The 19178-nt window shown below is 34.7% G+C and carries 11 protein-coding genes and 1 riboswitch; of the genes, 10 read left to right on the forward strand and 1 reads right to left on the reverse strand.

The genetic code is table 11. The features are described from left to right. The first annotated feature begins 156 nt into the window (after positions 1–156). From ACNFU2_RS15745 to pckA, 8 genes are all read left to right on the forward strand, one after another. Positions 157–3138, forward strand: a complete 2982-nt coding sequence (locus tag ACNFU2_RS15745; RefSeq protein ID WP_411249982.1) for a SusC/RagA family TonB-linked outer membrane protein — start codon at positions 157–159, stop codon at positions 3136–3138. Between the two features lie 5 nt (positions 3139–3143). Beyond that, positions 3144–4595, forward strand: a complete 1452-nt coding sequence (locus ACNFU2_RS15750) for a RagB/SusD family nutrient uptake outer membrane protein (protein ID WP_306613438.1) — start codon at positions 3144–3146, stop codon at positions 4593–4595. Positions 4596–4661: 66 nt separating this feature from the next. Then, positions 4662–6602 carry a putative porin gene (locus tag ACNFU2_RS15755; RefSeq protein WP_418122255.1) on the forward strand — a complete coding sequence of 647 codons (1941 nt, stop codon included), beginning with the start codon at positions 4662–4664 and terminating at the stop codon, positions 6600–6602. 14 nt (positions 6603–6616) lie between these two features. Further along, positions 6617–8203, forward strand: coding sequence for a bacillithiol biosynthesis cysteine-adding enzyme BshC (gene bshC, locus ACNFU2_RS15760; RefSeq protein WP_418122257.1), 1587 nt, complete (start codon positions 6617–6619; stop codon positions 8201–8203). Between the two features lie 38 nt (positions 8204–8241). Next, on the forward strand, positions 8242–10191 hold the full coding sequence (locus ACNFU2_RS15765) for a LysM peptidoglycan-binding domain-containing protein (RefSeq protein WP_306613440.1): 1950 nt from the start codon (positions 8242–8244) through the stop codon (positions 10189–10191). 68 nt (positions 10192–10259) lie between these two features. Then, positions 10260–11135, forward strand: a complete 876-nt coding sequence (gene fabD / locus ACNFU2_RS15770; protein ID WP_172282380.1) for an ACP S-malonyltransferase — start codon at positions 10260–10262, stop codon at positions 11133–11135. Positions 11136–11146: 11 nt separating this feature from the next. Beyond that, a complete protein-coding gene (locus ACNFU2_RS15775) occupies positions 11147–12049 on the forward strand; it encodes a GYDIA family GHMP kinase (RefSeq protein WP_418122260.1) in 903 nt (300 codons plus the stop codon). Positions 12050–12179: 130 nt separating this feature from the next. Next, positions 12180–13796, forward strand: a complete 1617-nt coding sequence (gene pckA, locus ACNFU2_RS15780) for a phosphoenolpyruvate carboxykinase (ATP) (protein ID WP_172282384.1) — start codon at positions 12180–12182, stop codon at positions 13794–13796. Between the two features lie 50 nt (positions 13797–13846). On the opposite strand, the gene ACNFU2_RS15785 is transcribed toward pckA, so the two are convergent. Further along, positions 13847–14251 (reverse strand): type II 3-dehydroquinate dehydratase, encoded by a 405-nt coding sequence (locus tag ACNFU2_RS15785; protein WP_273650502.1) that lies wholly within the window; start codon positions 14249–14251, stop codon positions 13847–13849. A gap of 245 nt (positions 14252–14496) precedes the next feature. After that, a riboswitch (SAM riboswitch) is annotated at positions 14497–14593 on the forward strand. An 83-nt stretch (positions 14594–14676) separates the two neighbouring features. Between ACNFU2_RS15785 and ACNFU2_RS15790 the strand changes: the two genes are divergently transcribed. Both ACNFU2_RS15790 and ACNFU2_RS15795 read left to right on the forward strand, forming a co-directional pair. After that, positions 14677–17592, forward strand: coding sequence for a SusC/RagA family TonB-linked outer membrane protein (locus ACNFU2_RS15790; RefSeq protein ID WP_306613443.1), 2916 nt, complete (start codon positions 14677–14679; stop codon positions 17590–17592). Positions 17593–17616: 24 nt separating this feature from the next. Further along, positions 17617–19110 carry a RagB/SusD family nutrient uptake outer membrane protein gene (locus tag ACNFU2_RS15795; RefSeq protein ID WP_306613445.1) on the forward strand — a complete coding sequence of 498 codons (1494 nt, stop codon included), beginning with the start codon at positions 17617–17619 and terminating at the stop codon, positions 19108–19110. Positions 19111–19178 lie beyond the last annotated feature (68 nt).

Genomic DNA, 19178 nt, shown 5'->3' on the forward strand with positions numbered 1-19178 from the left:
AATGTTAAATGTTATTTTTTGTTAAATTTTAATGTACGAAGTAAAATATTAATTTTTATATATCGTATTTATCATAATTATCGCCAAATTAAAAAGTTGCCAGTATTAATATTTATTAACATATTTGCTCTCTTAAATATATTAAAATTTGTTAATATGAATGTGAAATTACGTGTATTAAGTGCTGGCGCATTGTTTTTTTTAGGGCATACAGCTTTTGCACAGAAAACAAAAAAAGATTCTGTTACTAAAGAGCAGCAGATCGAAGAAGTTGTTGTTGTTGCTTATGGTACTCAGAAAAAGCAGAGTATTACAGGGTCAATTACGACAATTAATGCAAAACAGTTAGAGGATGCTCAGGCATCAAATGCTGTTCAATCTTTAACCGGAAAGGTTGGTGGGGTACAAATCTCCGCTAATTCGGGACAACCAGGAGATCCTCCGCAGGTTAGATTTAGAGGTATTGGATCTCTTTCTTCTTCAAATAATCCTTTGTATGTTGTCGATGGGGTGCCTTTTAATGGTAATATTAATGCGATTTCAAATCAGGATATTGAAACCATTTCATTTTTAAAAGATGCATCAGCAAACGCATTATATGGTAGCCGAGGTGCAAATGGGGTTATCCTTATTACAACAAAGAAAGCTAAAAAAGGTAGGTTCTCAGTTACTTTTGACACTAAGTTCGGGGTGAACTCACGAGCCGTTAAAGAATATGATATCATTACTGATCCGGGAGAATATTATGAAGTTTTCTATAATAGATTGGTAACTGATGGTGTTTATAAAGGAATGTCGATGGGTAATGCCGTGACAAATGCAATAAACACAATGATCCCTGATTATTTGGTTTATAATAATTATAATGTCGCTGATAATCAGATTATAGACCCTGCGACAGGGAAAATTAATAAAAATGCAAAATTGTTGTATCATGATGATTGGAACAAAAATCTATTTAAAGATAGAGTTCGTCAAGAATATAACATTAATATAGCTAATTCTTCTGATAAAAATGATACTTACTTGTCTTTTGGTTATCTTAATGATGAAGGGTATGTTATAAATTCTGGATTTGATAGGTATACAGCTAGATTAAATAATGAATTAAGACTTACTTCTGATATTAAAGTTGGTGTTAATTTAAACTATGCTAGAACTGAACAAAATGCACCTATCCAAGGTGCTTCATCTAGCCAGTATAGTAACCTTTTCAGTTGGGCAAGGAATATTGCTCCAATTTATCCGATATGGGCAAGAAATACAAATGGAGGTTTTATACTTGATTCTAACGGTCAAAGAGTATATGACTTTGGAACTCTTACTGGACCAATGGGATTAGCCCGCCCTTATGGTGGAACTTTAAATCCATATGGAACTACTTTATTAGATATTAAAAGAAATTCGGAGGATAATTTAAGTGGTAGAGCTTATGCTTCTGTGAATTTCCTTAAAGATTTCAACTTCACATATAATTTAGGGTATGATTTATTAAGTGGCTATTACACTAATTATTCTAATAACATTGGTGGTGATGCTGCAGGGTATGGAGGTACTATTACTAATGCAACAACAAATGATTATACTGTGACCAATCAGCAATTATTAAATTGGAATAAAACATTTGGAAAACATAGTATAAGTGCAATGGTTGGTCATGAAACTTCCGATTTTACCAGCAAGATGATAGCGGGAGTTAAAAATAATATTGCAATTCCAGATCTTCCAATATTAAGTAATGGAACTAAATATTCCGCATTAAATGGGTTTAACGATTTATATAAAGTAGAAGGTTATCTTTCAAGAGTTAACTATAACTATGATAATAAATACTTTGTAAATGCAAGTTTTAGAAGAGATGGTTCTTCTGTGTTTGCTCCAGAAAACAGATGGGGTAACTTTTTCGGACTTGGAGCAGCATGGGTTGCTACTAATGAGAATTTCTTGAAAGGAAATAAAGTGGTAACAAATTTAAAGCTTAAAGCAAGTTACGGGGAGCAAGGAAACGATAATATCTTGTATGCTGGGAATGTAAACCTTAATAATAGAACATATTTCGGATATGGAAGAAATTATTATGCTTATGAATCTCAATATGAAGTTGTTCCAGATTCTCAAGGAAATGCAACAATTGTGCAAGTTTACGAAGGAAATAGAGATATTAAGTGGGAGGTTTCAAGAAACCTTAATGCTGGCTTTGAATTAAGTCTTTTCAACAGGATTAATATTGATGCTCAATATTTTGAAAGAGGGGTGAAGGATATGATTTATAACAAACCATTACCATCTTCTACTGGGACAAGATTTATTTCAACGAATGTTGGAGATATGAAAAATAGAGGAGTTGAAGTTTCAATAGATGCAAGTATTATTAATAATCAGGATTTTACTTGGAATTTATTTGCTAACGCAACTCACTATAAAAATGAGATTACATTCTTACCTGCAAGTTTTGTATCAGGTATTTTCAAATTTGATAAAGGATCTTCAGCGTATACTTATTACCTAAGACAATTTGCCGGAGTTGATAAGAAAAATGGTGATGCTTTATGGTATATGGATGATGCTTCTGGAAATAAGGTGACTACTAATGATTATACGAAAGCAAAATTATATTTGAGTGATAAAACTCTAAATCCTAAAGCATACGGTGGTTTCGGAACTAATGTGAGCTATAAAGGGGTAAGCCTTGCAGTTAATTTTGCTTTCCAATTTGGTGGTTATATGTATGATAATGTTTACCAAGGAATGCTTCCTTCAGGACCAGATAATATTGGACAAAATTATCATAAGGATGTTTATAACACTTGGACACCTACCAATACTGATGCACCACTTCCAGCATTAGACTTATCAAGACCGAACCAAATGGCTGCTTCTGATTTATTCTTAATCAAATCTGATTATATCAGTTTACAAGATGCCTCTATTAGTTATGATTTTGATAAAAGTATTTTGCCTCAAGGTCTTTCTGGACTTAGATTTGGTCTTTATGGAACAAACCTTGCAATGTGGAGTAAAAGAAAGGGAATGGATCCTAGATTGGCTAGTATAGGTGCTTCTGCTAACAATGGCCTTTCTTTGAATAATTATGGAGTTGTTAGAACAATCTCTTTAGGTTTAACAGTTAAATTTTAATTAAAATGAAAAAAATAGCAATATATTCACTATTAGTATCTTCTTTATTTGTTACAAGTTGTAGTGATGACTATTTGGATACAAAACCTCAATCAACTATTAATGAAGAGCAGTTAGCAACTTCCCCTGCAGGTCTTCAAGCGCTATTGGATGGTATATATACAGGATTTAGAACCTTTGGTAATACTAATGGCGGAAATCACGAAGATTATGGTCATAAATCCATTCTTGCAGGTTTGGATATGATGTCAAATGATAATGTCATGACTAAATCTAGCTGGTATTCTAGCTGGTATAATTATACGGGAATTATTCAAACAAATAGTAGATCTCTTCTTCCTTGGAATACTTATTATCTTCAAATTAAATCTACAAATACAATTATTAATACAATTACTAAAGTAGGAGTAAATGATCAAAATAAATCTGTTTTAGGACAGGCGTATGCATTAAGAGCGCTCTCTTATTTTATGTTAGCAAGAATATATGGGCCTACTTATGTTGGACATACTTCAGACTTATGTGTTCCTATATATACTACTGTTGGATTTGAAGGGAAATCAAGATCTTCAGTTGGTGAGGTTTATTCTTTAATAGAGAGTGATCTTTTGAAATCAGTTGATTTGCTTACGGGTTACACAAGACCAAATAGAGAAAAAGTAGATAAATCTGTAGCTCAAGGCTTCCTAGCTCAAGTATCCCTTGAAATGGGTAAATATTCTCAAGCTGCACAAAATGCTAATGCTGCTAAACAGGGTTACGCTTTAGGGACAGAAGCTGATTGGCGTAATGGTTTCTATGATCTAACAAAAACAACTGATGCTATGTGGGGAGCTGTTATTACTGGTGATAATACTTCTTTCGTAGCAAGTTTCTTTGCACACTTTGATAATACTAATAACAGTGGATATGCAGGAGGGCTTGGAATTTATAAATTAATCGATAAAAGATTATATGATAATATCTCAGCTACTGATTATAGGAAAAAAGCTTTTGTAGCACCTGGAGGAAATCCTAGTTATCCTGCGTTACCTGCTTATGCAAATCTTAAATTTATTGATCCTACCGTTACTGATGGGGATTATATTTACTTAAGAGCTTCTGAAATGTATTATATTGAAGCAGAAGCGCTTGCTAGATCTGGAAATGAGCCTCAAGCTAAGGCTGTACTTGCCCAAATTACACAAGCTAGAGATGCTTCTTATACAACATCTACTAATACTGGTGCAGCATTAATAACTGAGATTACGACTCAAAAAAGAATTGAGATGTGGGGTGAAGGTTGTGCTTGGTTTGATATGAAGCGATTAGGTGTTGGATTAAATAGAGTATATACAGGGACTAATCATCCAACATTTGGACAACTTACCTATCCTGCTAATTCTAACAAATTTTTATGGCAAATTCCGCAGGCAGAAATAGATACTAACCCAAATATTGTTCAAAATCCTAATTAACATCAAATTTTTATATAAGAGAAAATCTTAAATAATAATTATTAAATTTGTACTTCATAAAATCTTATGAAGTACATTTTTTTTTGTTTATTGATCTGCTCTTTTTTTTTGAGAGCACAAACGGTAAAACCATCCTCAACTGAAAAGACCAATCCAGTCAAAGACAAGGATACTTTAGTTATTGACTCTGGAAAGAAGGATTCTTTAAAAATATTCAAACCTACCATCAATGATTATCTTTATCAGACTCAATTTTCTGAAAAGAAAATATTTGATACGGTGATGACTTACGAAAAAACATACGTCTTTTCACAATATAACAATAAAGATAACTTTGGGAGAGTTCAATTTCCTAATGTGGGAGCTGGATTTAATCCTCTTTCTTATGAGGTAAATGCAGAGCAGGATCTTTCACTGTTGCCTTCCAATAAATCTTATGGAATTATTGGGATTAATGACGTGAAATATTATGACGTAAAAACTCCAACAGCAACTTTTGTTTATCATAATTCTATAAAGAACGGAGCGGTTTTAAGATCTACCTACACCCAAAATATTGGGAAACGATTTAATTTTGCTTTGGAATATATGGGACTGCGATCACAAGGTCTTTACAGGAACTCATTGGCAGCTAATAATAATACACTATTCTCTGGACACTATCTAAGTAAGAGCGGAAATTATGAATTATTTGCTCATTACCTGCATCAAAATGTTAATAATCAGGAAAACGGAGGAATTGTGGCTGATGATCTGTTCCAGAGTGGGAACAGTGATTTCAGAAACAGAATCAATGCAGAAGTGAATCTTGCATCTTCAAGTTCGCAATTTGGATACAGAAGATATTATTTAAGCCATCAGTTTACTCCTTTTAACGCTGAAAAATTTCCTTTTAGGATCAGGCATACCATTTTTAACCAAGGGAATAAATATTATTACTCTCAAAATGCTTTAGAAGGGTATTGGTACGATACACCCGCCGAAATCGTTAATGGTTTTCCTCTTTCAACAAAGAAATATTCCAATAATCTAAGCAATACTGTTAGTCTGGTTTGGGATAATGAAAAGTTCAAACTGGATGCAGGAGTGCGTTATCAAATGATAAAGTTTGGAGCAACGCAAGTTACTCTGCCTACATTACAGATTCCAAATGAGATTAAAGAGAATAGAATTGGAGCAGTAGGAAACTTACAGATAAAGCTTTTAGATAAAATCCAGCTTAATTCATTTGCGGAATTTTCTAATGGAAGTCAGTTCGGAACTTATGTAAAAACTACTAACAACATTAAATTTGAACCGATCAAAGATTACTTTGTAAATGCTAAAGTAAATTTCCAGAGTGCTTATCCTTCTTTTAATTATCTTTTGAATACTTCTGTTTATAATAATTTTAATTATTACCTTCAGAATGTTAAAAACCAATCGATAACTGAGATTGGTGGGAATATTAATTTAAAATGGTTTAAAACAGAATTGTTTGTTAATTATTTCAGAATAGACAATTTTACTTATCTCGATGCGGCATCAATGCCTAAACAAAGTCAAGGGTCGCTGAATATTTCTCAGATCGGAGGAGATGCTACATTCAGTTTTGGTAAATATCATTTAAATACAAGAGTGCAGTTTCAGAACGCGCTAACAAATAAAGATTTGTATCCGATGCCTGGATTTATAGGCCGTGCTAATTTCTTTTATCAGACCAAAGCGTTTAAAAATGCTGCAGAAATCCAAGCTGGACTGAAAGTTTACTATTTCTCAAAGTTTGCTTCAAGAGAATATTTTCCGATACTTAACGAATACATTTTACCAAGAGCGGATTCATTTTCAATCGGGGGACAGCCTATTGCCGATGTTTATATCAATATGAAAGTTAAAAAAATGTTCTTCTTTATTGAAGGGCAACAGATAGGTACACTTATCTCATCTAATAAAGCCTATGCATTTCCACATTATCCGGTTTATGATTTTAGACTGAACCTTGGAATTGTTTGGTATTTGTTCAACTAAAATCATGACACCAGTTGAAAACAATCAGTAAAATATCATTTAATGATATAGAAAATATACCTCAGTTAATAAAAGATTTTTTAAATCATAAAATTGAGGGTTTTGAAGAAAATACATTTTCATTAGACCATTTTAGAAAAAAAATTCATCTAAAACAAGAATCTTTTACTTCAGAACAGAGAGTGGTATTATCCACCGCTCTTGAACAACAGTTATCCGGACTCATACTTTCTAAAAAGCAAAGGGAAAATTTAAACAACATAAAGCTTCCTAATACTTTTACTATAACAACAGGTCATCAACTAAACCTTTTTTCGGGGCCTGTTTTTTTTGTGTATAAAATTTTACAAACTATTAAGACTTGTTCTTATTTAAAATTTAATTTTCCGGACTTTAATTTTGTTCCTGTATATTGGATGGCTTCTGAAGATCACGATTTTGCTGAGATCAATCACTTCAAAACCGAGAATAATTATTACGAAATTAATGAAAAGTCTGGTGGACCTGTCGGGAGAATTCAGATAAGCGATACATTTTTCATTTCTGAGTTTGAAAAGGAATTTAAGGATTCTGTTTTTGGGACAGAGCTTATTTTAATGCTTAAAGAAGCTTACAAAGTCGGGAATACTCTTACAGAAGCTATAAAGACATTAGTGAACAGACTTTTTTCAGAGTTTGGTTTGTTAATCATTGATGGGGATTCAGGCATATTGAAAAATCAGGTCAAAGAAATTTTCCGGGAAGAGTTAATTCATTCTGCATTATATCATGCTTCTAAAGAAAAAGTGAAATTTCTCACAGATAAATATGGAAAGGTTCAGGTGAATCCCAGGGAAATTAATTTGTTTTACCTTTCTGACACGAGAGATCGGATAGAATTGGTAGGAGATCATTATAGTGTGGTGGATACTCCCATCCGGTTTACAAAGGAAGAGATCTTAAATGAGTTGGATAAAGCCCCGGAAAGATTTAGCCCTAATGCATTAATGCGTCCGGTTTATCAGGAAAAAGTATTGCCTAATTTAGCCTATATCGGGGGTAATGCAGAAATTATGTATTGGCTTGAGTTAAAAGACTATTTTACTAAAATAGATATCCCTTTTCCTGTTTTGATTCCCCGAAACTCAATGTTGTTCTTACAGGAGAAAGTATTAAAAAAAATAGATAAGCTTGATCTGAAAGTTGATGATTTCTTTCAGAATTTTGCAGCTATTACGAACAACAGGATCTTAGATAATAGTAGTATTCTCAGGTTACTTGAAGAAAAAGAATCTCTTTTGATCAATAGCTTTTCTGAATTACGGTCTATCGCCGAAACTACCGAGAAATCTTTTGGAAATATGGTTAAGGCGGAAGAAATTAGACAGCTCAAATCTTACAAAAGGATGAAAAAGCGACTTCTTCATGCAGAAAAGATAAAACAAAGTGAATTGCTTGAAAGGTTGGAAAATTTATTTTTAAACGTACATCCTTCTAAAACATGGCAGGAAAGGGTTTATAATTTTAGTGTATTTTTCGCTGATTATGGATATTCATGGCTTGAAACTTGTTTAGAAGAAATGGTGGTTCAAGAATCAAAATTAATAATTGTTGCCATTTAATTTTAAAGGAGTATTTTTGTAAATTATAATTATCTACTATGATAAAAAGGTTTTTTATTCTATCCAGTTTATGTATGGTTTTGGGCGTTTCCGCTCAACAATCACATACCGTAGTTAAAGGAGACAATCCTTATAATATTGCCAAGAAGTATGGTATAACGGTGGATGAACTGCTGAAACTAAATCCAAAATTTAAAGATGGAAAGTTGACAGTCGGTGATGTGCTTACAGTTAAATCTGATAAAAGCACTTCTGCTCCTGTTACAAAAAGTGCTGTCATTGAAAAAGCTAAACCCAATGCTCAGCTTGGTAAAATTGTATTACAGCCGAAACAAACCATCTATGGAATTACAAAGCAATACCGTATTTCTGAAACTGACTTGAGAAAGCTGAATCCTGAATTGGATTCTCATATGAAGATCGGTGATGAGATTACATTACCTTTTGAAAGCATAAAAAAATATGGAGGCAACCAACAACCTGTTGTAGCTTCAAAAACTGTAGGAGCAACTGCTAATAATACTCCATCAACTGCCGTGGCAACGGATGAGGATAGCTATACAATTCAATCAAAAGATAATTATTACAGAATTACAAAACAATTTGGAGTTAGCCAGCAAGAGCTGTATGCTTTAAATCCTGGATTGGAAGAAAAAGGATTAAAACCAGGAGAGGTTATCCATGTTAAAAAATCAAATAGCAATGTTGCTAATGTGATTACGGAGCCTGTTAACCCTAAAACTAAAATTGATTCAGGCAACGAAAAGTCATCTGCTAATACTTCCTCTAACGTGAATGCGGAGGCAGGAGATGAATATGTTACTTACACTGTTCAGCAAGGGGATACTGTTTTCTCTATTGTGAATAAATATGGTATTTCCATTGACGAATTAATCGCTTTAAACCCGGATTTGACCCACGGACTAAAGACCGGAATGGTTTTGAAAATTAAGAAGCTTGATCCTGCATACATTAAGAAAAGCGGAGATGCTTTAAGTGTTGTTTTGATGCTTCCTTTCGGCTATAGTACAAATGAAACTCAATATAGGGGAATGGCAATGGATTTTCTTACAGGAGCTAAATTAGCCATTGAAAGAAATGCAAGAAACGGTCAGAAACTGGATATTAAAGTAGTTGATTCCGGTAATGAAGCTTCATTTAGGAATTCATTGACTCAAATCAATCCTAATAATACAGATTTAATTATAGGCCCATTCTTTAAATCGAATGTCATTGATGTTTTAGATTTTACTAAAAGCCAGAAAATTCCAATTGTAGCGCCGTTTGCAAATTCTCCGGAATTGTATAACTACAGTAATCTGGTTATTATTGAAACGAATGATCAAACCTATGCGGATAAAATTGTAGATGAAGTAAAAACTGTATACTCGGATCAAAAAATTTATATAGTTGCAGACAGCAAAAAGGAAAATGCAAATTATATTAAAGCTGGTCTCGAAAAGGCAGTGAAAAATCCAAATGTAACAATTGTAAGTTCTCCTGCAGAAATTAAGGCAGACCAGAATATGATGACGGGACAATCTGCTCCTGTAATAGCTATTTTAGCGAGTGATAACGATAGTACGGGGGAGGCTTTTTCAAATAGAGTTATTGCCCTGACAAAAGAAGTACAGGGAATAAAAGCTTTTAGCATGTATTATGCTCCAAGTTTTGAGAAAAAGGTAGACGACCTTAGTCAGGCGAGTCTGGTTTATTTAATGGACAGAAAAATCAATACGGACGGAAGTTTTGAAAAAGAGATTTTGGCAGCCTATAAAGGTAAATATTGCAAGACTCCTCCCAAATATGCAATTATTGGTTTTGATGTTGTCAATGACATGTTAACCAGAGAGAATAAAAAAGGAGAAATTTTTAAACAAATGAATAAAGTTCAAACTCAGCTTGCAACCAAGTTTGAATTTGTAAAGTCCAAAGCTAATGGAGCTTATGTGAATACTGGTTATCGTGTAATCCGATTAGTTCCTTAGTGAAGTACATTGGATGAAAGAAAATCTTCACATTATGTTTATATTTGCATAATATTTTAAATTATTAGATGAAAGCACTTGTATTTCCTGGGCAGGGTTCTCAGTTTGTTGGGATGGGAAAAGAACTATATGATTCTCGAAAAGACATAAAGGACTTGATGGAATCTGCCAATGAAATTTTAGGTTTCGATATTTTATCCCTTATGTTTAATGGGACAGAAGAAGATCTAAAGAAAACCGAGGTTACTCAGCCTTCTATTTTTATACATTCTGTAGCTGCTTTAAAAGCTGTAAATGGACTTGGTGCTGAAATGGTAGCCGGTCACTCTTTAGGAGAATTTTCAGCATTGGTCGCTAATGGAGTTCTGTCTTTTGATGACGGTCTCAAATTAGTTTCTGAGCGAGCAAAAGCAATGCAGGAAGCTTGTGATATTAATCCAAGCTCAATGGCTGCAATTTTAGGATTGGAAGATGCTAAAGTTGAAGAAATTTGTGCACAGATCAATGGGATTGTTGTTCCTGCAAATTATAATTGTCCTGGGCAACTTGTAATTTCAGGAGAAACTGCTGCCGTAGAAGAAGCTTGTATTAAATTGAAAGAAGCGGGAGCGAAGAGAGCATTATTGCTACCTGTTAATGGGGCTTTTCATTCTCCATTGATGCAACCTGCACAAGAAAGATTGGCCGCTGCTATTGAACAAACTAAGTTCAGAAAAGCAACGATTCCAGTTTATCAGAATATTACCACGACTGCAGTTACAAATCCTGACGAAATTAAGAAAAACCTAATTGCTCAGTTAACAGGTCCTGTAAAATGGACACAATCTGTTCAGAATATGATTAAAGACGGAGCATCTAACTTTGTAGAAGTTGGACCAGGAAAAACTTTACAGGGATTGATCAAGAAAATTGATAGTTCTGTAGACGTTGCTTCGGCAATCTAAAAAATAAACAAATGGGCGAAATATTTTCACCGGGAAAGCTCATGCTTACTTCAGAATATTTTGCTATAGATGGAGCTCTTGTCCTAGCGGTACCAACCAGGCTGGGACAAGAGTTTTTCTTTGAAGAAACGGAAGATGGGAAATCATTGGTTTTTTGGGAAGCTTACCATCAAAATAAACTATGGCTGAAAGTGGTCATTGATTATTCCTCTTGGAAAATCCTTGAGACAAATATAACTCCCAGTGCCCAATTTCTTATAAAAACGTTGAAAAACGTCCAAAAGCTTTCTACTCGTAAATTCCAGAATGCAGATTCATACTTTTTAAAAACAAATCTACAGTTCCCTTCCGATTTTGGATTGGGAAGCAGTTCAACATTAATGAACAACCTTTCTGTGTGGGCTGATACAGATCCTTTCATGCTAAATAGTCTAAGTTTGGGTGGAAGTGGTTATGATATTGCTGTCGCAAAGGAAAAATCAGCAGTTTTGTATCAGAATAAACCGGTAATACAATATAAAAGAGTAACCTTTGATCCTATCTTTAAGGACGACTTGATTTTTATCCATTTAAATCAAAAACAAGACAGCAGGGAAGCAATCGATCTGTATAAGTCTAAAATAAAATCCCGGAAACTGATCGAAGTATTTTCTGCCCTTACCAATGAAATTCTATTATGTAATGAATTAAATGATTTTTGTCATTTAATGACTGTTCATGAAAGAAAAATTTCTGATTTTCTGAATATTCCTACCGTTAAAGACAAATTCTTCTCCGACTGTCCGGTTTTTGTGAAAAGTTTGGGTGCCTGGGGGGGAGATTTTGTAATGAGTGCCAAATTTAGGGGCTTTGAGGACTATTTTCGGGGAAAAGGTTTTGCGACTATTTTTGAATGGACTGATATAATTGCTTGATATTTAATAATTTGCCGTTCTGTTTTTTTCTTTGTCATTCTGACTTATATCATTATATTTAACCACCTGTAACACTAAATTAATATTTAATTTTGTTGGACTAAAAAAAGAAATAGAAAATATAAGTAAAATGAAACACGCTAAAATCATCCAGGATTTGCAAAAATTAGGGATTAAGGGAGACTACGAAATAATATATAATCCCTCATATGAGGAATTATTTCAAGCAGAAGTTTCTCCTGAAAATCAGGGTTTTGAGAGAGCTGAACTTACGGAATCTGGTGCAGTATCAGTAAAAACAGGAATTTTTACTGGCCGTTCTCCAAAAGACAGATACATTGTTCAGGATGATGTTACAAGAGACACAATTTTCTGGGATGGCAAAGTGAACTTGCCTACAACAGCAGAAATCTTCAAGTCTTGTAAAGAATTAGTGCTAGACCAACTTTCTTCTTCTAAGAAAATTTATGTAGTGGATGCATTTTGTGGAACAAATGCTGACACAAGACTTAAAGTGAGATTCATCGTAGAAGTTGCATGGCAGGCGCATTTCGTTACTAATATGTTCATCCGTCCATCTCATTATGAGCTGGAAAACTTTGGAGAACCTGATTTCACTGTTGTGAACGGTTCTAAAACAACGAATCCGAATTGGGAAGCTCAGGGACTAAATTCCGAGAATTTTGTAATGTTCAACCTTACGGAAAAATTACAGATCATTGGAGGAACCTGGTATGGAGGAGAAATGAAAAAAGGAATGTTCGCAATGATGAACTACTACCTTCCGCTAAAAGGAATGGCATCTATGCACTGTTCTGCAAACGTAGGAGAAGAAGGAGATGTTGCTTTGTTCTTCGGCCTTTCCGGAACAGGTAAAACAACTTTATCCGCTGATCCTAAAAGATATCTTATTGGTGACGATGAACACGGTTGGGATAACAATGGAGTTTTCAACTATGAGGGAGGTTGCTATGCAAAAGTAATTGACTTATCGGAAGAAAAAGAACCGGACATTTTCAGAGCAATTAAAAGAGATGCTCTTCTTGAAAATGTTGTTGTAAATAATGGTGTTTCTGATTATACTGATAATTCAATCACTGAAAACACGAGAGTTTCTTATCCGATTTACCATATTAACAAAATTGTACTGCCTTCTAAAGCTGGGCATGCTAAGAAGATTGTTTATCTTTCAGCTGATGCATTCGGAGTATTACCTCCGGTTTCAATTTTAGATGAAAATCAGGCTCAATACCACTTTTTATGTGGATATACTTCTAAATTAGCAGGAACTGAAAGAGGAATTACTTCTCCAGAACCTTCATTCTCTCCGGCTTTTGGTGAGGCATTTCTTACGTTACATCCTACCATGTACTCTAAAACCTTGATTGGTAAAATGAAAGAACATGGAGCAAAAGCTTATTTGGTAAATACAGGATGGAACGGTACAGGAAAAAGAATCTCATTAAAAGATACAAGAGCCATTATTGATGCAATAATTGATGGATCTATTGAGAACGCTCCTAAGGCACAAGTACCTATTATGAACTTGGAAATTCCTACTTCTTTACCCAATGTTTCAGAAGGCATTCTGGATCCAAGACATACATACAGTGATGCTTCAGAGTGGGAAGAGAAGGCTAAAGACTTAGCATCAAGATATATTAAGAATTTTGAACAGTATTGTAACACTGAAGAGGGGAAAAAGCTGGTTGCTTCCGGACCTCAATTACAAGAACAAACAATATAAAAAAAGAAAAGCCTCATCATTGATGAGGCTTTTTTATGTATTAAAACATCCTAAAAGCTTAATAAAGCCAGTCTGTATCCTTTCATTCCAAAGCCGGATAATACAGCATCTGTGTGAGCCGCTGTTACTGACTTTTGCCGGAATTCTTCTCTTTTATAAATATTGCTGATATGTACTTCAATCTTAGGTTTCTGTATATTCTTTAAACAGTCGGCTATCGCATAAGAGTAATGAGTAAAAGCCCCCGGATTGATAATAACAGCATCAAAATCATCTTCCTGAAGTCTGTTAATTAATTCTCCTTCAATATTCGATTGATAATAGTTCAGTTCGTAAGAAAGGAATTCATCTTTTAGTTTTTCCAAATATTCATCCATTGAAATTATTCCATAAATTTCAGGTTCTCTTGTACCCAACAGATTTAGATTCGGTCCGTTTATGATTAAAATTTTCATAACATAAAATTAAAAAGTTTTTTTCGATTAGTGCGGATATTTTACGGGTTTTATTTGAAGAAGATGTTTTACATTATTTTTAATGATATTTCTCATGTTTAAAAATTTAACATTTTCTCTAATGGTTTATTAACAGGTGTTTTAAGTGAAAATTAAGTTAATTTTTGAGAATTTAAAATAAAAAATAAATTAGTCTACTTGTTTTATAGACTAATTGTTTTTAGATTTGCATCCATATTTCGATCGGCTTATAAAGAAAGATGGAGGGAACTGACCCTACGAAGTCTTAACAACCTGCATGATGCAAGGTGTTACATTCAGCCTTTTAAGGAAAAATAAGCATTTGGTTAAATCAATTTCTTGACGCCCTTTGCTGTGTTTTCCGCAAAGGGTATTTTTTTAATATTTAACAAATAAAATTGATTATGGTTAGTAAAAATTTATTCAAAGCTGGTGTTTGGATTTCACCCGGTGCTTTGTTTTTCTTAGGCATTATTAGTGTTAATGGGCAGGAGATAAAGCAGAAGAAAGATACGCTTAGGGAAAAAGATATTGATGAAGTCGTTGTAGTAGCTTACGGTAAAGCGAAAAAGACGAGTTACACAGGTTCTGTAGCGACGATCTCCAGCGAAAAGATTAATAATCGGCCGGTAACCAATATTACAAAAGCTTTGGAAGGGCAGGTAGCGGGATTGCAGGCAGTAAGTGCTTCAGGCCAACCGGGTGCTACGGCAACAATCCGTATCAGGGGGATCGGATCTATTAGTGCCTCAAGTAATCCTTTATTCGTGGTGGATGGAATTCCTTTTGATGGAAATATCAATTCTATCAGCCCAAATGATATAGAATCAATTAGTGTTTTGAAAGATGCTACGGCAAGCTCTCTGTATGGATCAAGAGGTGCTAACGGAGTGATTATTGTGACTACAAAGTCAGGGAAAAAAGGAGAATCACGAATCAATTTTAATATCAGTCAGGGATTTTCCAGCAGGGCTGTAAAGGACTATGAACAGGTTACCACGGATCAGTATTTTCAATTATATTGGGAAGCAATGAGAAATGGTTATAAATCAGCACAGGTTTCAGCACAACAGGCAGCACAAATGGCCACAGATAATCTTGTGAATAACCTGGGCATCAATCCATATGGTTCTAACTATGCAAAACCGGTAGGGACAGATGGAAAACTGCTGCCTGGAGCAAGGCCTTTATGGAATGATGACTGGAGGGATATACTACAAAGAGTGGCCTCAAGAAACCAGGTTGATCTTGATTTTAGTGGCGGAAATGAAAAAGGAAACTACTTTTTCTCATTGGGATATCTTGATGATAAGGGTATTGCCATAGGATCCGGATTTACAAAATACAGTACGAGATTGAAGATTAATAATGAAGTGAAAAAATGGTTAACAGTTGGAGCAAACCTTAGCTATACCAATAGTCTTCAGGAGGCACCACCATCTTCCGATTCAAGAACTGATAATATTATTAATGCATCCAGAGTAATTCCTTCTTTTTATCCATACTATGAAAGAAATCCTGACGGAAGCTATAAGCTTGATGCTAACGGAAATACAATTTACGACTTCGGAAAGTACAGGCCGACAAGTGCTTTGCAAAATCAAAATGCAGCAGCAACTTTGCCATTAGACAAAAATGAAAACAGGGAAGATAACTTTTCAGGAAAAGGGTATTTGGATTTTACCTTCTTACCGGAATTAAAATTTAAATCCAGTTTTTCAATTGACTTGGTAAATTATAATGGCCATTATTATTCAAATCCGTTACTTGGGGAAGGTAGTGAAATCGGAGGTTCAGTGACCAAGACAAATTCACGGACATTATCTTATACAACCAGTAATATCTTGACCTATGACAAAAAATTCAATCAGCATCATTTCAATATTCTAGCCGGACAGGAGTTTTATCATTATGAGTATCAGACGATATCCGGAAGCCGAAGTCAGTTTTCTTTACCTTATTATTATGAACCGGATGCAGCGGCATTATTAGGAGGTTTTAGTGGTAATAGTGATAAATTAGGTTTACTGAGTTTTTTAGGTAAAGCAGAGTATGATTTCAATAACACTTATTTTATTTCCGGATCTGTAAGATCAGACGGATCTTCCCGTTTTTCACCTCAAAATAGATGGGGAACTTTCTGGTCAGTAGGAGGTTCATGGAAGGCGTCTAATGAGCAATTCATTAAAAATCTAAATTTCTTTAACCAGCTAACCCTTCGTGCGAGTTACGGAGGACAGGGAAATGATAAGTTGAGTACTTATTATGCTTACCAGAGTCTTTACGCATTTTACAATAATCTGGGAGAAGGAGGAACAGTTGCTAGCAGGCTTCCCACTCCTGATCTTAAGTGGGAAACCAATCTTAACTTGAATGTGGGGCTGGAATTTGCTATTCTTAAAAACAGGGTTAAGGGTAATGTGGAATATTTCCAGCGTCAAAGTAAAGATCTTTTATTTGACAGGCCTTTGGCTCCGTCTCTTGGTTTTAGTGGCTATTCTGCGAATATTGGAGAACTGAAAAATACAGGCTTTGAATTTTCATTATTCACAACTCCTGTTAAAACGGACGATTTTCAATGGGATGTGGATGTTAATGTAACAACCCTAAAAAACAGAATTACGAAACTTCCTAAAGGTCCAATTGTAACAGGAACTAAATTATTGCAGGTTGGCGGTTCTGTTTATGATTTCTTTATTCCGGAATGGGTTGGAGTTGATCCAAGTAACGGTGCTCCGCTATGGAAATATGTTTATCAGGATGCCAATGGGAATACAGTAGAAGGAACAACTTCCGAATATGCAAAGGCGACAAAAACATTACAGGGTTCTTCTTTGCCTAAATTTTCCGGTGGAATCACTACAAATATTACATATAAGGATTTTGATTTATCCGCGCTGCTAACTTTTAGTGTTGGAGGAAAAATTCTTGATACAGATTACACCATGTTAATGTCAAATGGAAGCAATGCTGGAAGGGCATGGAGTGCAGAGATGTTAAACAGATGGACGCCTGAAAATCCCAATACGGATGTTCCGGCTTTAAGTACAACGACAAATAACTGGACTTCAACGTCCTCAAGGTTTTTATACTCGGGGACTTATGCCAGATTGAAAAATGTGAGTATCGGATATACGTTACCTTCAGATTATTTCGGAAGACTGGGACTGAAAAAGTTCAGAATTTATCTTCAGGCTGAAAACCTTTTAACTTTCTACAAGCACAAAGGAATGGATCCCGAGCAAGCTATAGATGGTACCACTTATTACAGATATCCGGCAATGAGAACAATAACATTCGGTCTTCAGGCTACACTTTAAGTTTATATTAAAACAATCAAAACAATGAAAAAAATAAAATATATATCATTTATACTTATAGCAGCTTTCTCTTCTACTGCATGTACTAATGATTTGGAAACAGCTCCTACTAATCAGGCTAATGAAGCCGAGATATTCAAGACAGCTGAAAGTGCTGAAACGGTGATTAATGGGACATGGGCAAAATTCAATGATGACGGGCCTACCTATGCTAACATTGGCTATTCAACAGTATTACGGGCCAGCGATGCTATGGGAAGTGATGTCGCTGTCCTTACTAATAAATATGGCTTTGCATCGGCTTACGCTTTTACCGATTTAGTGAATAGTACCGGAAGCCGTTCTCAATTTGTATGGAGTTTATTATATTCTGCAATCAATAACATGAATAATGTGATTAGTCGTATTGATGGAGTAGAAGGAAGTCAGTCTAAAAAGGATCAGGTTAAGGGCCAGGCAAAAGCTTTACGTGCTTTTTGTTACTTGAATTTAGCCAGCTTTTATCAGTTTAGCTATTTAAAAGACAAAAACGCTTTGGTGGCTCCAATTTATACAGAACCTACATCCATAAATTCTGTAGGAAAAAAGAGAGCTAGCCTTGAAGAAATTTATACTTTGATTAAAAACGACCTATCAGAAGCAGGACTTTTATTAGCAAATTATACAAGAAATAATAAGGATAAAATTGATAAGTCTGTAGTATATGGATTATTGGCCAGGACTTACTTAAATACGGGTGAGTGGACTAAGGCTACTGCTGCTGCTCAAATTGCAAAAGCTAGTTTTCCGTTGATGGCTCCCGAAAAGTATAAGGACGGGTTTAATGATATTACCAATGGGGAATGGATCTGGGGACATGGTCAGACGCAGGAACAATCAGGAGAAAGTTATGCATTCCACTACTTAGATGTTTCTTCATCAGGAAGTTACTACTACAGTTTTATGGCAGATCCATATTTTAAAGATTTATTTGACACCCATGATATCCGGTATCAATTATTTCAATGGGATGGGCTTCCTGGAAGAGAAGGACTTTTAAGATATGCTAAATTTAAATTTAAAGCTAATCTCATTGCTGATATTGTGTTTATGAGATCAGCTGAAATGTATTTAATTGAAGCTGAGGCAGAAGCCAGAAATGGGAATGTGACCAATGCTGTGGCAGTTTTGAATCAACTGAAATCAGCGAGACAGGCTAATCTGTACAGTGGATCTTTAGCCCAGAATGATGTGATCAAAGAAGTCCTGATCGAAAGAAGAAAGGAATTGTTTGGAGAAGGATTTTCATTGTCTGATATCATAAGAACTCAGGGAACTGTAGTAAGAAAACCTTTTACTGATTCCAATGGTCAGCCAATTAAAGTACAAGTAACAACTCCGGATGGAACTGTAAAAACAGTGAATGGAAGAGGACATTCTGTATTTTCTTTTCCTGATCAATCTGCCTTTGCGCCGAACAGCAAGTATTATTTGTTTACGATTCCGCAGAAAGAGGTGGAGAATAACCCGAATTTGTAAATAAGAATAATAATTAAATTATGTCATTTAAGATATGATATATAAAATGTGAATTCTTATTGATAAAA

Source organism: Chryseobacterium sp. PTM-20240506 (genome assembly GCF_048296755.1).
Taxonomy (GTDB): Bacteria; Bacteroidota; Bacteroidia; order Flavobacteriales; family Weeksellaceae; genus Chryseobacterium; species Chryseobacterium proteolyticum.

What these genes read in the sequence shown, in the direction of transcription:
- ACNFU2_RS15745 (WP_411249982.1), top strand. Translation starts at nt 157, where the DNA reads ATGAATGTGAAATTACGTGTATTAAGTGCTGGCGCATTGTTTTTTTTA.
- ACNFU2_RS15750 (WP_306613438.1), top strand. Translation starts at nt 3,144, where the DNA reads ATGAAAAAAATAGCAATATATTCACTATTAGTATCTTCTTTATTTGTT.
- ACNFU2_RS15755 (WP_418122255.1), top strand. Translation starts at nt 4,662, where the DNA reads ATGAAGTACATTTTTTTTTGTTTATTGATCTGCTCTTTTTTTTTGAGA.
- ACNFU2_RS15765 (WP_306613440.1), top strand. Translation starts at nt 8,242, where the DNA reads ATGATAAAAAGGTTTTTTATTCTATCCAGTTTATGTATGGTTTTGGGC.
- fabD (WP_172282380.1), top strand. Translation starts at nt 10,260, where the DNA reads ATGAAAGCACTTGTATTTCCTGGGCAGGGTTCTCAGTTTGTTGGGATG.
- ACNFU2_RS15775 (WP_418122260.1), top strand. Translation starts at nt 11,147, where the DNA reads ATGGGCGAAATATTTTCACCGGGAAAGCTCATGCTTACTTCAGAATAT.
- pckA (WP_172282384.1), top strand. Translation starts at nt 12,180, where the DNA reads ATGAAACACGCTAAAATCATCCAGGATTTGCAAAAATTAGGGATTAAG.
- ACNFU2_RS15785 (WP_273650502.1), bottom strand. Translation starts at nt 14,251, where the DNA reads ATGAAAATTTTAATCATAAACGGACCGAATCTAAATCTGTTGGGTACA.
- ACNFU2_RS15790 (WP_306613443.1), top strand. Translation starts at nt 14,677, where the DNA reads ATGGTTAGTAAAAATTTATTCAAAGCTGGTGTTTGGATTTCACCCGGT.
- ACNFU2_RS15795 (WP_306613445.1), top strand. Translation starts at nt 17,617, where the DNA reads ATGAAAAAAATAAAATATATATCATTTATACTTATAGCAGCTTTCTCT.